Here is a 15227-nt window from a genome sequence, read left to right as displayed (position 1 = left end):
TCGTATTTCAGGGGTTGTTCCGTCCGAGGTCAGCGACATGGCAGCTCCGCGGTGACCGTCGTCGGGCCGTCCTCGGGACTGTCGACTCGCAGGCTGCCGCCGACCGCGTGCACCCGGTCGGCCAGCCCCTGCAGCCCGTGTCCCTTGGCCAAGGCCGCGCCGCCCACCCCGTCGTCCGTCACCCAGACCCGCAGGGCTCCCTCGGCGTGGCGCATTCCGACCGTGCACCGGCGGGCGTGACTGTGCTTGGCCACGTTCGTCAGCGCCTCGGCGACCACGAAATACGCGGCCGTCTCGACGGCGGCGTCCAGCCGACGGCTGAGGGGACCAGCGTCGAGCTCGGCGGGGACGACGCAGCGCGCGGCCAGAGAGGAGAGCGCCTCCCGCAGCCCTCGGTCGGTCAGGATCGGCGGGGCGATGCCTCGTGACAGGGCCCGCAGCTCGTCCAGCGCCTGCTGAGTCTGGACGACCGCGTCGGCGAGTGCGACCCGGACGAGTTCCGGATCGCGGTCGAAGTGATGCTGTGCGCGTCCCAGTTCCATCGCCAGACGGACCAACTGCTGTTGGGGGCCGTCGTGGATGTCGCGTTCGAGCCGACGCAGAGCAGCCGCCTCAGCCGTCACCACTGCGACGACCTGCGCGCGGGCGGTATCGCGCTCCTGCTCAAGTCCACTGATCCTGCGGTGCAACGCGGACATGTTGGACAGCAGCGCCTGCCCGAGACCGGCCTGGGCCGCGACGCATACCCGGGTCACCAGCGGGAGGGTGAACAGAAGCAGCACGGCGAGTGTGATCGCGAAGGCGAGCCGCTCGTCCGGCGACGTCAGCCCCAGGCTCAAGGCGATGTGGGACTGGTCGCTGCCCGCGTACAGGGTCATGGGCCGCAGCGACCCGGGCGTGACCTGGTTGCGCAGGGGGTACGTGGCGGTCGCTGCTCCCGCGAACCACCACAGCGCCGTCACCACCGTCGTGATCAGTACGACGGGGAGCACCGTCACCGCGTGCGCCAAGTCGAGCCACAGCCCAGGGTCGGCCGCGTCGGCTGACTCCTTCGACCTCGGCCGCCAGCCGGTTTCCCGTGCCCCGTCGGCCCGGGAACGCACCTGGCCGATCCGCCACCACTCCAGGTCCCCGGGCCACCGCGCCAGCATCAGAGCCCGGGCCGCGACGGGCGACCCGCTCGGCAACAACGAACCGACCATGCCGACGCACAGGCCGCCGACCACCAGCAGCAGACCGGCACCGGCGCTCAACGGCGCGGTAAGGAGATACAGCGATTCCACGAGCGTGCGACGCCCGACGCGAACGATGAACCCAGCGCTTGGCGGCCACCGACCCGCGACCGCGGAAGGCAATGACTCGACCATTGCCCCAGCATAATGTCGCTGCGGCCCGGGCTTTCCCGATGCCCGCCGGCGTCAACCGCGAGGACCTGCAGGCCGTGCCGGATCGACATCGGTCCTGGGCGCTGCCCACCTTGGCCACCTGCGCGGTGAGCAGGCCGCGCCAGCGGGGGGCCTCGGCGTGAAGCCGATCAGCCCTACCAGGGTCGTTCCCGCGCCCACTCGGACGTAGTCGAATCTGTCCGAACACGATGCGCAGGGGATGGTCTGATCACTCCGAAACTCAGCGAGTCACCACCGGGCCCTGGGGGCCGTCCGCCCTTCGGGCCGGGCGAGCGAGACCCGGGGCGCGGAGCCGGCGACACGGCCCGGAGAAGGAGACAAGCCCCGCCGCTTCGCTGCGGCGGGGGCCTTTGTCATGCGCGGGCGACGGTGGGCGTCGTGGCTGTCAGTGGACAGGGGCGGGCATTGCCGTGGCTGTTGCGTCATCGGGGGTGCTGTTGTGCTGGGGGCGGGGGGCGTTGACCGCCGTCAGGGAGACCAGCGCAGCCAGGAGGAGGAAGGCGACGGCCCACCAGTACGCGGTGCCGAATCCGTGTACGAGGGCGACGTCGGTGACCGTGTGGCTGTGTCCGTGGGTGGCCAGGTAGGCGGTGGTGGAGCCGGCGGCAATGGTGTTGAGCAGGGCCGTGCCGACCGAGCCGCCGACCTGCTGGGAGGTGCCGACCATGGCGGAGGCGACACCTGCGTCCTGGGCGGCGACGCCGTGGGTGCCCAGGCTCATGGCGGGCATGAAGGCGGTGCCGATGCCGAGGCCGGTGACGGTCTCGGCGATGGCCAGCAGGCCGTAGGGGCTGTCCGCCTGCAGCAGGGCAAGCAGCAGGACGCCGACCGCGGTGACGAGGTAACCTCCGGACATCAACAGGCCGGGCCGCACCTTGGCCGACAGGCGGGTGCCGAGGACCATGGAGCCGAAGGCCTGTGCGGCTCCCAGCGGCACGAACGCGAGGCCGGCCGTGACCGGGGAGTAGCCCTTCACCAGCTGCAGGTAGTAGCTGAGGAACAGGAACATGCCGAACATGCTCATCACCGCCAGGCCCACCGAGACGTAGGCTCCGGCCCTGTTGCGCTCGGTCAGCACGTGCAGCGGGAGAAGCGGCGACTTGCTCTTTCCTTCGACGATCAGGAAGGCCAGCAGCAGCACCACCGCCGCGATGAGCATGGTGACGGTCAGGCCAGAGGTCCAGCTGCGGCTTTCGGCCTCGGAGAAGCCGAAGACCAGGGCGACCAGTCCGAGCGTGGCGAGGATCGCACCTGGGACATCGATGCGGCTGGGCTTGCCCTCGACGGGGATGTCGCGCACCACGGTGAGCGCGCCTACGATGCCGACGGCAGCGATCGGGATGTTGACGAGCATCGACCAGCGCCAGTTCAGGTACTCGGTGAGCACTCCGCCGAGAAGCAGTCCCAACACGCCGCCGGCGGTGGCGATGGCGCCGTAGATGCCGAACGCCTTGGCGCGTTCCTTGGCGTCGGTGAAGGTCAGGGAGATCAGGGCGAGGGCCACCGGGGCGAGCAGTGCGCCGAAGACGCCCTGTCCGGCCCGGGCGATCAGGAGGACACCCAGGTTGCCCGCGGCGCCGCCCAGTGCGGAGGCCAGCGCGAAGCCGATCAGGCCGATGGTGAAGGCCCGCTTGCGGCCCAGGAGATCACCCAGGCGGCCACCGAGGATGAGCAGGCCGCCGAAGGCCAGGCCGTAGGCGGTGATGACCCACTGGCGGCCGCCGTCGGAGAAGTGCAGCGCTTCCTGGGCGGAGGGCAGCGCGATATTCATGATCGCGGAATCCAGGAAGACCATCAGCTGGGCGATCGAGATGAACCCCAGCGCCGCCCAGCGGCGAGGGTTCGGACGGGCATGGAGGGGTGTCGCAGACATGGAAAAGCGGTTCCTCATGGATGTGCGGAGCGTCAGGCTCCAGAAGGAGACAACTGTTGCGAGCTTTGGGCAGGGGCTTCAGAACTCGAGTACGAGGCGGCCCCGGACTCCGCCGGCCTCGAGCAGGCGGTGGGCCTCGGCGGCCTGTTCGGCTGCGAAGGTGCGGGCGACGCGCAGGGTGAGCCGGCCGGCTTCGGTCTGGGAGCGAAGGCGGTCGAGCCGGCTGCGGTCGCCCAGGTAATCCGGCACGAACGCCATGTGCAGACGCAATGACCGGCGGTGCCTCTCGCCGGGGCTGAGGGCTCGGGGTCCTTCGCCGAGGAGGGTGACGATGACACCGCCGTCAACGACGACCGGGGCCATCGCAGCGGATCCGAGCACCGCACCGTCCACCAGACCCTGCACGCCCTCCGGTACGGCCCGCAGAATGTGCCGGACGGCATCGGCCCCGCGGGGCACCACGATGTCGGCACCGAGCGACCGCACCAGCTCTTCGTCGGCTGACGAGGCGTCCGCAACGACCTTGAGGCCATCTGCCTTGGCGAGCTGGGTCGTGTAGCCGCCGACCGCCCCGGCGGCACCGGTGACTGCAAGTGTCTGCCCGGGCGACAGCCCGGCCAGGTCGAGCGCGAGTCGCGCTGTCAGGCCGTTCATGGGCAGGGTTGCCGCTTCGGCATGGGTCGTTCCCCGCGGCGCGCGGGCGACCTGGTGCGCGGGAACAACAAGGTATTCGGCGTAGGCGCCGCCCTCGGGACGTGTCGGCACGGCCATCGCCATTACGCGGTCTCCCAGGCGCAGGTCGGTGGCCGTGCCGCTGCCGATCTCGTCCAGCACCCCGGCTGCTTCCATGCCCGGGACGTACGGGGGCGCGGAGGACGTGGCCCCGAGGGAACCGTTTCGCAGATAGCGGTCACCGGGGTTCACCGTGGCGGCGTGCACCCGAAGGCGCACGTGACCGGGGCCGGCGTGCGGTTCGGGCACCTCGAAGACCCGCAGGGCTTCCGGCCCGCCGAATCGCGACACTCCAACAGCCTTCATCATCGACCTCTTGTATCGACCGAACAGTAAAGATTTTGGGGATGGGCAGGCCGTCCCCGGCCTGAGGCCCGGTCAGCCGAAGTTCTGCGCGACCCCTTCGGCCGAGGCGCTTTCGATGACATCCATGAGCCGGTGACGGGTGTGGGCGTAGGCGAAGCCCGGGACGGTGTGGGTGCCTCGGCGGAGGTCCCGCGCCAGGTTGCTGTAGAGCGCGGCAACGTTCCTGGCGGGCCCGGTGAGTTCTGCGGGGATGTCGGTGAGGTATTCGGCGGGTACTTCGAGCGTGGCCACCGCGGTGTCCTCGCCGAAGGCAGCCTGGAGCGTCAGGTCGGTGACCTGGATGTTGCCCCATGGGGCGGTCAGGACGATGTCGCCGTCGGTGCCGTTGATCTCCCAGCGGAAGTTGTCCCCGCGGGAGGTGCCGCCGCGGTAGAAGATCGAGGCTGCCGCGCCGTTCTCGAGGGTCCCTATGAGGGCGATCTGGTCCGGGGAGGTCACGGGGATGACGGCGTTGCCGTTGTCGACGACGGTGACTTCCTTGCGGCCGACGACGAGGTTGGCCGAGAGCCGGCGGAATTCCCCGAGGGTTACATTGAACGCATCGATGGCGTGCAGGGCGGCGCCTGACAAGGGCGTTGCCCCCTGGGTGCGGTCGAACCAATACGCGTGCGCCTGGGTGGTTTCCGGGCCCCAGACCATGCCGGAGCCGACCAGGGTGGTGCCGATGACGCGGCCTATCCGGCCGTCCTCGATCAGCCGGCGGACGTAGCGGAGTTCCGGGTGGTAGCGGCCCTGGAGGCCGATGACGGTGCGCACGCCGGCTGCCTCGGCCCGCCGGACCAGGTCGGCGGCCTCCGCCTCGTTCAGCGCGAGCGGCCATTCGCTGTAGACGGTCTTGCCCGCGTCGACGGCCGCGGTAATGAGCTCCCGGTGGTAGGGGACCTTGACCGCCACCACGACAATGTCGACTCCGGGGTGGGCGATGAGGTCGGCGTGGTTGTCGAAAGCCGCCTCGACACCGAACTCCTTGGCGGCCGCCTCAGCGGACTCACGGCGGCTGGTGCTGATGGCCCGCAACTCGTAGCCGGGCAACGCCTTGAGGGCGGGAACGTGGCTGATGGAGGCCCAGCCTCCCTGGCTTGCGCCGATGATTCCAACACCGATGGTGCTCATACGGTTTACTCCTGGTGGTGATGACCTGCGGGGTTTGCGGGGGCTGAAGTGCCTCTGCGTGGCCGGCACGAACCCGGAGGCGTACCGGGTCCGTGAAGCCGGAAAGGGCGACCGCTACTTCTGCGCGGGGGACTTGAGGGGCAGATTGGGCACGTCGTCCACCCGGAACCGGGACAGAACGGTGCTGGAGATGTACCAGTGCCCCTTCACCCGCTTGTAGGTCTCGTGGTACTCGCCGTAACCGTGGAAGCCGGACTTGTAGGGAGAGCCCGGCGGGAAGCTGACGTAGTCCTCCATCGCCCAGATGCCCGTGGCAGTGTCGCCGTGGACCTCGATCTCCGGCAGGAATCCCTGATGCGCGGTCGGCGCGTTGCCGAGCAGGGCCGCCGTGGTCTCCGCCATCTCCTTGCCGCTGCTGTACTTCGCGCCGACGTCGATCGTGGGGTGGGCTGTGAAGAGTCCGGCCAGCTTTGACCACTGCTTGGTGTCGATGTAGCGGAAGTAGCGCGCCTTCAGCTGGTGGATCTCCTCGATGTCAGCCAGCCGCTGCACCGTGGCCGCGTCTCCCGCGGCACGAGCCTGCGTGGCATGCGCCCCGGTGACCGCACTCGCGGTGGGGGAGGTCAACGCGACCGCGCCCGCGCCTCCGGCCACCAGCAGTGCAGCCGCGGCGGCCGCTCCGGCCACCCGGGAACGCCAGGCGGGACACCTGCGGGGCTCCTGCTCATCCATGATCGTGTTCCTTTCAACGCTGTATCCATCTGCCGGTATGGCGGGTCTCGTGATCGCGCGCCTCAGGTCATTCGCCGCCAAGAGCCACGGGAAGCAGCCGAGGACGCTTCGCGGGCAGTGGCAGGCGCGCTTTCCCCAGTGAACCTCAAGTGGAACGGCAGGTCAAAAAAAATCTGTCCGACGATGGTCACATCGAAGCAAAATATCCGTACCAGTCGTTCCAGATAGCGGGTAAGGACGTGCGCGGATGCGCTGACCAGGCCGAATGAGCGTGCAGAGGGTCGGTCGGAGGCGAGCTTCGAGGTTGGGGCTGGGCCGGGCGCGTGCCGTGGCAGGCATTGATCGAACCCAGCACCGCAGCCTGCCGCCTGAGCAGTGCATCTCGACGCGCCGAGTAGGGTGACACCTCGCGCCAGCGACATGACGCCGCAGGCACAGCAGGTGAACGACTCGTCGGGCAGGCCTGCCATCGCGGCTGCGCATGATCACAACGACCCGCCGCGATAGCCCCGGTCAGCGGCATCCACTTCTGTCCACAGGTCGGCAACGGCCGAAACAGCCGACGCAGACGGCGATCAGGCCGCACTCTGCAGAGTGGACAGTCCCCGACCGGGCTCTCGGCGCCGACGCCAGTGGACGCTACCGGCTTGCCCCAGCTCCCGAGCCTTCGATCACTGGACTCGGCTTCCCGACGCCGCCCGACCGGCCCGCTCCGGACCTCAGACCCAGCACGCCGTGCCGGCACTTCCCTTTACGGCGGACAGGGCGCAACCGCTCAACGCGTGCCACGCCACCTGGCCCTGCCGGACAGTCCCGCCGGCAGGAAGCGGGGTGCGTGTCAGTCGAGAGCGTCAAGGGTGGTCTCGACGACTGCCATCAAGGAATCGCGGTCGGGGTCGATGGCTCCCATGACTCTCAGGCCGTGCATGGTCACAACCAGGTATCGGGCCACGTCTCGGGCATCGCGCTTGCCCGACACCTGTCCGTTGGCCTGAGCCTCCGCAACGACCTGGCCGAGCGCTTCCATCAGTGCCTCGGTCGTTGACTGCACGTGGGTAGCGACCTGCGGATCGCTTGCGATTCGCTCCATGGCGGCGCCTACGATCAGGCAGGCTCGCCTCCTGCCGTCACGGACGATGTCGTCCACCACTGAGACCAAGACCTCACGGAGCAAATCACGACCGGCCGCACCCTCTCGCAGGACGTCGACCAGCGGGAGGGCGTATTGCTTCCGGTAGAGGTCCATGGCCGCCAGGTACAGGCCCTCCTTGTTGCCGAAAGCCGCGTACAAGGAGCCGCGGCCTACGCCGGTGGCGTCAACCAGGTCCTGTACCGATGTACCTTCGTAGCCCTTGCGGCGGAAGGCGTTCATCGCCGCCTCTACAGCGCTTTCGGTGTCGAACTCCCTGACGCGTCCCATGAGCCCAGCCTAACGCACACTGGAACGAACAGTACAGATTCCTGCGCGCCCGACGACCGCCGGCAGCCGGGACACTGAAGGTGGGCCGACATCGCCCCCTCCCGGCTTCGCACCTTCGCGCAGGCAGCGCCAACCGGGACGTCGCCCCCTTCGACACAGCGGCGGCCCGACTCCCTGCCGATTCTGTTCAGCCCCTGCGCCAGTACGCACAAGCTCCACACGAAGGTCACGCGCGGCGCCGGCAGCCCGGCCGCGGCCCTGGCGATGGTGTTCAAGCTGGTGGAGTCCGCCCAGGCCCGCCGGCGCGCGATCACCCGGCGCTCACCTGGTACCCCTGGTCCGTGCCGGCTCCAGGTTCACCAACGGTGTCCTGGTCGAGCGCGATGAGCGGCGGCTTGAATGCGCAGACGGCTGCAGCCCTCCGGCGCTACATCAAGTCGCTGATCACTGGGTGCTCTGATGAGGCAGGGCAGGTGAAAATACGCATGGTCTCGTCTCCGCCCAGTCTCACATCCGTGGGTGATCGACGCCGCAGGCGGCTGTCCACGGGCCCGTCCAGGAATCCGGTCGGGGCCCAACTGGCCGTGCCGCCGTCCCACTCGCTGCTGGCCACGGCCGCGACGAACCGCATCTCGCTGCCGCACGAGTGGCACCGCACCGGACCGAAATAGCCCTGGTAGTTCCAGGGCTCGTGACCGCCGAGCTTCCAGCCCGGAGCTGTGGAGAGCTCCCAGCGGAACCGGGGTTCGTAGTCTTCCGGATCATCGGTGGCGTCACTGAAGGTGGCCATCTCCCACTCCTCGACCCGCTCCTCGAACTCTTCGCCCAGGACGCCGGGGTGCGGATACTCGGTGACCGGCTCCGGGCGAAGCAGACACGGTGACGGCAGATAGCCGGGCTTCCCGACGACCAGGGGCTCCGGTGGCGTCGAGAAGCCGCCCGTGAGGTCGCGGCTGTTGCGGTAGTGGACGTGAACGAACGGACCGGCGATGCCGTTGTAGGGCACCGTCGCGTCGTCGTAGTGGTGCTGGAACGGGCACCACAGGATCTGCAGGACATCCCTGTCGTGCGGGAAGCCGTCGTACCAGGGCACGTTGCGCGCGTACACCTGCATGACCGGAAGCATGGGCCACGCGGTGTCCCCGGGGATCTCGTCCCAGGTGATCTCGCCGAGGCGGACGAACGCCGTCGCTGACCGTTCACCACGGACGTTGCCGGGTCGATGCGGCGGGCGGTGCTTGAAGTGGTGACCGCCGGGGCAGGTCGGCCACGCCTCGTTCGCCGGCCAAGCCAGTGGCCCACCGACCGAACTGTCGTGCGGCCCTGGGCGAGCCGGCTCGGGATGCAATCGGACCGCTGTCCTCGCGTGGCCGGCAAGCTCAGGGAAGACCGAGAGGACGTCCAACGGACGAGGCGGAGTCGCCGGAGCGTTCATCGATGCCGCCTCTGCCGCTGAACAGTGGCCCTGCCGCCCACGGGGGCGTGCGGAGCGATGGATCTCTCGGTCACGCGCCGCATCCTACGATCCCCGCCCCGCTCAAGACAGGCTTGGGTCCGCTCCCGCGCTGCCCTTCCCCCGGGATGACGTCAAGGGCCTGCTTGCCGAAGCGGCCGATGCACGGGCGGTGTACGGCCGGACTTGATCCACACCCTCCCGTGGTGCGGGACAGTGGCGGGAAACCACCGGGCCCGCCGAGGAGGGCGCGGACGAAGGGAAGGAGCACGCAGGCATGCAGGGACTGCCGGGACCGCAGGAGATCGACCTCGCACCGTGGGACGCCCGGCACGCCTTCCCGTCGCCCGGCGACGTCGAGGCCGAGCTCGCCCGCATCGCCGAAGACCGCCCGCGCTGCCGCCTGCGGCACCTCGGCCTCTCTCGCGGCGGCCGGCCGCTGAGCATGCTGACCGTCCCCGGCGGCCCGCGGCAGGTGCTGGTCGTCGGCGGCCCGCACCCCAACGAGCCCACCGGGCACCTGACGATCCTCGCCCTGGCCCGCCTCCTCACCCGCACCAGCACCTGGACCACCACGATCGGCTGCACCTGGCACCTGCTGGGCTGCATCGACCCCGACGGAGCCGCCCTCAACGACCACTGGACCAGCCGGCCGCTGGACCTGGACCGCTACCACCGCCACTTCTACCGGCCGCCCATGGCCGGGCAGCCGGAGTGGACGTTCCCCGCGTCCGGCTGGGACCGGCCGCTGCCGGAGACCACGATCCTGCTTCAGCTGCTGTCCACCGTGCGGCCGCAGGTCTACATCGACTTGCACAACGCGGACTTCGGCGGAGCGTTCTTCGTGATGAACCGCCCGCACCCGGCGCTGTCGACGGCGCTGCGCGACGCTGCCGCCCGGCACCGCATCCCGCTGAGCCACGAAGGGATCGACACCGTCGGCTGGGCCAAGGACGGCCCGGCCGTGCACGTCATGCCGCCCGTCCAGGAGATGGTCATCACCCGGCCCGGCACGGACGGGCCCTCCCACGGCGCGAGCAGCCTGCACCACCTCCCGCCCGGCGCGATCGGCGTCATACCCGAGGTCCCGCTGTGGCCGGCCCGTACCCTGCCCACCCCGTACACCGGCGGCCCGGACGGCACCGGCTACGCCGGGATGATGCGGCGCGCCGCCAACACCCTCCACGAACGCGCCCGACTCCTCGAGGGATACCTGGACCGGGCGCTCCCCCACCTGCCGGGCGACGCGGCGGTGTTCACCGACGCCGCCGCCGACACCCTGCGCGCGGCCACCGGCTGCGCGATGCTGTGGCACTCCATGGCCGACGGTGCGGTCACCCGCGGCCAGTACGCGGCCGCCGACGACGGCGCCGTCTCCTTCCCGCCGCGCGCCGCCGGGATGCTGCTGCGCGCCACCGCCACCGTTCCCGCCGCCGCCCGCCCGGCGCGGCTGGAGGCCGAACACGCCGCGCTCACCGAGAGCTTCGCCGACTGGATCAAGGACCTGCAGGCGACGGCTCCCGCCCCGCACCCGCTCGAAGCTGTGGTCGGCCTGCAGACCACCACCGCCCTCACCGCCGCCGCCATCGGCCCCTGACCTGCGACAGCACCCGGCCTGCGACGGTCTCCCCCGCGGAGACACCAGCCAGCGCCGAGCGTGGTGTGCGTCGGACTTTCGGCCGGAGTTGCCGTTTCCCGCCTCTGCCGCCGCTTGGGGGTGAACCTGCAATCCCTGGAGGAACGCAATGAGTCCATCGCCAAGCCTCACCCGCCTGGTTCTCTACGTCGGTATCACCGACCAGGCCCCACCGCCCGACGAGTGCTCAGAGAACGTTAAGTCCGTTTCTGGCAGCGGCCTCGTCCGGGTTGGGCGAGGAAGCCTTGGCGGGTGAGGCGTCCGAGGCGGCTGCGGAGTCCGCGCTTGCGCCCCGACACTTCTTGTTGGCATCCAGCCCCGTCGTGGCCTTCGGGACACCGGCGGCCGCGCGAACGGACTGGGTGTCGATGAGCACGAAGGACGGGTCTTCTCATCGGCGGGCCTTCTCCCGCACCTGACAGCGCAGGAGTTCGGAGATCCGCTGGTCAAGCCCGTCCTCGCGCCACAACGTGAAGTAGTAGAACACCGCCGACCAGTTCGGCAAGTCTTGAGGCAGGTAGCACCACTGACAGCCTGTCCGGTTCTGGTAGAAGATCGCCGGTCGCCGACCGTGTCACCCGGTCCTGCTTCCAGCCCGTGATCACCGGCTCGATCAACGCCCATTGCGCATCCGACAAGTCGCTGGGGTAGGGCTCTCTGTCCATGCCCGGCATCCCGCCATGGACATGCGCAGCAGATGGCTTGCGTAACGATCAGTACCACGATCGAGCGATCACAAATCGAGAAAGACGGGCTTAACGTCGTCTGATGCCTCGTATGACGCGGCAAGCTCCACCGCCGTCCGTAGCAGGCGGGCGGGCGTGCGAAGATCCAACGGTCGGATACGCGCACTTCGAAGGACGGCTATGTTCGCGATTTCTCTGGGGGACGGGGCCGAGCTGCGGCCTTTGGAGCCGTGGCGGGCCGAGGAGTTCCTGGCGCATATGGACCGGGGCCGGGACTTCGTCGGTCAGCACATGGAGCTGCCCGACCTCGTCTCAGACCTCGACTCCGCCCGCGGCTATCTCCAGCTTTACGCCGACAAGGCAGCCACCGACACCGGCCGACTGTACGGAATCTGGCTCGACGGCACCCTCGTGGGTGGCGTCTCCTTCCCGAAATTCGACGCCGCCGCCGGCATCTGCGAGGCAGGCTGCTGGCTGGAGCCTGCCGCCACAGGCCGGGGCCTGGTCGGACGTGCGGTACGGCACATCATCGACTGGGCATTCAACGAACGCGGCATCCACCGTGTGCAGTGGCTGGCGTCGCCGAAGAACACACCCAGCATCAACGTCGCCAAGCGGCTCGGCATGACCCGTGAGGGCGTCCTGCGCGAAACCTACCTCTACCGGGGCGTCCGCCACGACGCCGAGGTCTGGTCGGTGCTGGCACGGGAATGGCAGGGCTTGGGCAGCTGAGCAGCCCTTCCCCGGGTTCGACGTGATTCGGGGGCTCTGGAGGCCATGGTGGGGTAAAGCGGCACCCGGAGTCCATCACCACGCGGGGCCCCGACCACCCGTGGTCGGGGCCCTGTCGCTGCCGTGCCGCTCGCTACCGCACGTCGACGTAGTCGCCGCCTGCGGAGACGGCCGGGGTAGTGCTCGTTCCAGCGAAGCTGAAGCGCCAGTAGCCGTCAGTGGAGGCGGTGACCGTGGTCTTGAGGGCGCCGGTCGACGACGACTTGATCGTCTTGATCGTCGTGTAGGTGGTGGTGCCCTTCTTGCGGAACTGCAGCCTCACCGGTTGGCTCCCGTAGCCCGCGTAGGCCTTCGTGTCCGACTGCCAGTTCGCCTGGCTCAGGGTCCCGGTGATGGTGAGCGTCCTGCCCTTGGCGATCGGCTCCGGGGAGGCGTTCGCGGTGAGCTTGGAGTGGCGCTGCACAAGGACGCTCTTGGCGGCGTGCAGGTCTGTATGACTGGTGCCGTCCTTCGACCAGGCCCAGGCGGCGGCCTTCCAGGTGCCCGCGAGGGAGTTGAGTCCCAGGGTGGAGCGCGGCCAGATGTACGCCAGGTGCGTCTCGCAGACCGAGGTGGTGGCGGACTGCGCGGTGCAGGTGGCGGGCCAGGTACCGAAGAGGACGCCGTCGGGTGCGTCGTATGAGCCGTGGTACAGGAACAGGTCGCCCTCGGCGATGCCCGCGGGGTCGGTGGCGGTGAAGGTCGCCTTGAACTCCTGGAGCTCGGCCGCGGTGAGGACCACCGGCTTGCCACCGTTGATCACCAGGTTGGAGATCTTCGTCGTGCCGGCCTGCTCGTCCCCCTGGACGGCCGGTCCGCCGAAGGCGCGGATCACGGTGCGGCTGACGCTGCCGCCTTCGTCGTTGGCGGCCGTGGCGCGCAGCGAGACGTATGCCGCGGTGGCCGGGACGGTCAGCGTGGCGGAGGTGCCGGTGTCGGTGGTGGTGAGCGGGAGCGGGGTCCAGGTGGTTCCGTCGTCCGTGGAGTACTCCAGGGCGGTGACTGTCGCCGCTGCCTCGGAGCTGCGGGTCGCCACGGTCACGTCCACGGTCACCGGGGCCGTGCCGGCAGCGTTGCGGGCGTTCAGCTCGGATACGGCGAAGGAGGTGTCGATCAGCGGCAGCACGTGGGAGGTGCTGGTTCCGGTGGAGGTGAAGGTCCATTCGTTGCGCACCAGCGTGGACAGGCGGGAGTAGCCGTTCCTGCGGGTGACGGTGTGTTCCAGCCGGTACACGGCGGTGCTGCTCGGGACGGTCGCGGACAGGCCGGAATACGGCGACAGGCCGTCGGCCGAGGCGAGGGTCTGCCCGCCAGAGGTCAGCTTGTAGGAGGACGTCGAGCGGCCGTCGGTCCCGGGGTTGCCCGCCGCGTCGCTCATGGTCAGTGACTCGCTCAGACTCATCTTCGTGGAACTGCGGCTGGAGCGGTTGCCTGATGTGCCGGGGCCGAAGGGGGCCGTGCCGACGGTGGGGCCGGCTGTGGTGGTGCCTGCGGCCAGCGTGCGGTCGGGCAGGCTGAGGTAGTGGTCGCCGGTGCCGTAGTTGACCAGACGCAAATAGGAGATGCCAGGGGTGACGTACTCGGTGGTGGTCGCCGCGGTCTTCACCCAGTCACCAATGAAAACGCCGGTCCATTCGCCGGTGTCCGGCACGGTTTCCAGAAGCGCCCGCACGGCGACGCCCTGCGCGCGGATCGGGGTGGTGGCCTTGGCCAGGCTCGCCGTGCTCACCGACACGATCGGCGAGGAGGGCACGGTGTTCTTGAAGGAGTGCGTCAGGTCGTACCGGTACGGGCTGGGCGCGGAGGCGGAGGACCCCTTCTTCGTCAGCACCTCATGGATGCGCAACGCCGGCCCGGTGACCGAGAAGGGCGTGGTGTACACCTTGTCCATGCCGCGGCCCGCGAAGCCCGCCAAGTCACCGCCGGGAAGCGACATCCACACCGCGGCCGCAGCGCGGCTGGCGGTGGTGTCGTCGGTCCTGATGGCGGTCTCCTTGGCCAGGCTCTGGTCAAGGCGCACCGTCAGACCGGCTGTCGTCACGGTGAACGCGCGGGCAAGGAGGTAGCTGGGCTGTCCGTAGTCGGCATGCAGGGCAACGGCGAAGTAGTTGCCCGGCGGAAGGCTGGCGGTGGCATCCGGGCCGTAGCCGTCGTCGGTCACCGGAACGTAGGCCCAGTTGGCACGATTCCACAGGCCGAGCGTTTTGGTCGTGACGTTCGCGTTGGTGATGGTGAACTTCACCGGGTAGGTCGTCGTCGCCTGGACCGCCGTCATGGTCGCAAGCGACGGCGCCTCGGCAACGCGCATCCGCGTCTCGGCAGCAGGCCGCTGCCGGCCCACCGGACGAACGCTGAGCGAGCCGCCGCTTGAGGTGATGGCGTACTGTCCCGCGCCTTGGCCATTCCGCTGGGTGATGTCGAGATGCTTGCCATCGACCAGTGCCACACGCTCGCCGGTCGCCAACCGGGCGATATCCCGAGCATCTTTGCTCTGCACGACCGTGCCGACCACGCCACGGCGCTGCGCGGATTCGGATCCCGCGGCCGACTCGGCGCCGACGCCCGAGACGACCAGTGCCGATGCCACGGCCACGACACCCGCCAGGGCTGTCAGCCTCACCACGCGGAGTGTCCGGTGTCTTCCGCGACCCGTTTTCACGGTAGGCAACATCTGCGCCCTCCCCCTGTGATCCCTCGAGCTCGTCCTAACGCGAGCCCGTCGGCGACACCCTAGGACCGCTCAGTCAAGGAACCCACGTCGGGGTCTTGTTGGAATGCGCGGCCCGGCCCACCGGGCGAGTGGCATGGGCCGCTGTGACGAGCGCGCCGTCAAGTGGGCGCTGCTGAGCAGGCAATGGATGGGGCGCCAGGCCGGCGGGGTGCGGTTCGCATGGATTCGCTGGGGTCGAAGGTGGGACCTCGCTCGCCGGTGTGACCCGTGGCGGTCGGGCCGGCACCGTGGCGAACGCCGCCGGAGGCCTTGCGGGAACACCCAGTGCCGCGGGGGAAGCCTGCCTTCGCCCCGCGTTCCGTGGTGCC

10 protein-coding genes and 2 pseudogenes are annotated in these 15227 nt (G+C 69.5%); 3 read left to right on the top strand and 9 right to left on the bottom strand.

Translation table 11 applies throughout. From position 1 onward, the window contains the following. Positions 1–29 precede the first annotated feature (29 nt). The 6 genes from ACWDAS_RS32560 to ACWDAS_RS32535 all read right to left on the bottom strand — a co-directional run bounded on the left by ACWDAS_RS32560 (position 30) and on the right by ACWDAS_RS32535 (position 7642). Complete coding sequence (locus ACWDAS_RS32560; RefSeq protein ID WP_450398142.1) at positions 30–1253, bottom strand: sensor histidine kinase; 1224 nt, start codon at positions 1251–1253, stop codon at positions 30–32. 538 nt (positions 1254–1791) lie between these two features. Beyond that, positions 1792–3279 (bottom strand): DHA2 family efflux MFS transporter permease subunit, encoded by a 1488-nt coding sequence (locus tag ACWDAS_RS32555; RefSeq protein WP_450398141.1) that lies wholly within the window; start codon positions 3277–3279, stop codon positions 1792–1794. 78 nt (positions 3280–3357) lie between these two features. Further along, positions 3358–4317, bottom strand: coding sequence for an NADP-dependent oxidoreductase (locus ACWDAS_RS32550; RefSeq protein WP_450398169.1), 960 nt, complete (start codon positions 4315–4317; stop codon positions 3358–3360). Between the two features lie 72 nt (positions 4318–4389). Beyond that, a complete protein-coding gene (locus tag ACWDAS_RS32545) occupies positions 4390–5490 on the bottom strand; it encodes a Gfo/Idh/MocA family protein (RefSeq protein ID WP_450398139.1) in 1101 nt (366 codons plus the stop codon). A 114-nt stretch (positions 5491–5604) separates the two neighbouring features. Then, on the bottom strand, positions 5605–6222 hold the full coding sequence (locus ACWDAS_RS32540; protein WP_450398137.1) for a nuclear transport factor 2 family protein: 618 nt from the start codon (positions 6220–6222) through the stop codon (positions 5605–5607). A gap of 838 nt (positions 6223–7060) precedes the next feature. After that, complete coding sequence (locus tag ACWDAS_RS32535; protein WP_450398136.1) at positions 7061–7642, bottom strand: TetR/AcrR family transcriptional regulator; 582 nt, start codon at positions 7640–7642, stop codon at positions 7061–7063. A gap of 201 nt (positions 7643–7843) precedes the next feature. Between ACWDAS_RS32535 and ACWDAS_RS32530 the strand changes: the two are divergent. Beyond that, positions 7844–8102: pseudogene (locus ACWDAS_RS32530) on the top strand (hypothetical protein); the annotation flags it as partial. On the opposite strand, the gene ACWDAS_RS32525 reads toward ACWDAS_RS32530, so the two are convergent. After that, positions 8070–8756, bottom strand: coding sequence for a hypothetical protein (locus tag ACWDAS_RS32525; protein WP_450398134.1), 687 nt, complete (start codon positions 8754–8756; stop codon positions 8070–8072). The pseudogene ACWDAS_RS32530 and the gene ACWDAS_RS32525 sit on opposite strands and share 33 nt — an antisense overlap. A gap of 616 nt (positions 8757–9372) precedes the next feature. On the opposite strand from ACWDAS_RS32525, the gene ACWDAS_RS32520 reads away from it, so the two are divergent. Continuing rightward, a complete protein-coding gene (locus tag ACWDAS_RS32520) occupies positions 9373–10692 on the top strand; it encodes a M14 family zinc carboxypeptidase (RefSeq protein WP_450398132.1) in 1320 nt (439 codons plus the stop codon). A 314-nt stretch (positions 10693–11006) separates the two neighbouring features. On the opposite strand, the pseudogene ACWDAS_RS32515 reads toward ACWDAS_RS32520, so the two are convergent. Then, positions 11007–11396: pseudogene (locus tag ACWDAS_RS32515) on the bottom strand (transposase); the annotation flags it as partial. Positions 11397–11597: 201 nt separating this feature from the next. Between ACWDAS_RS32515 and ACWDAS_RS32510 the strand changes: the two are divergent. Further along, the gene (locus ACWDAS_RS32510) at positions 11598–12149 is read left to right on the top strand and encodes a GNAT family N-acetyltransferase (protein ID WP_450398130.1); all 552 of its coding nucleotides are present in this window, start codon (positions 11598–11600) and stop codon (positions 12147–12149) included. Positions 12150–12282: 133 nt separating this feature from the next. On the opposite strand, the gene ACWDAS_RS32505 is transcribed toward ACWDAS_RS32510, so the two are convergent. After that, positions 12283–14808 (bottom strand): hypothetical protein, encoded by a 2526-nt coding sequence (locus ACWDAS_RS32505; RefSeq protein ID WP_450398128.1) that lies wholly within the window; start codon positions 14806–14808, stop codon positions 12283–12285. Between the last annotated feature and the right edge of the window lie 419 nt (positions 14809–15227).

This window comes from Streptomyces sp. NPDC001070, assembly GCF_053598835.1.
The sequence above is the reverse complement of the archived record's forward strand: the minus strand, read 5'-3'. Positions and strand labels throughout refer to the sequence as shown.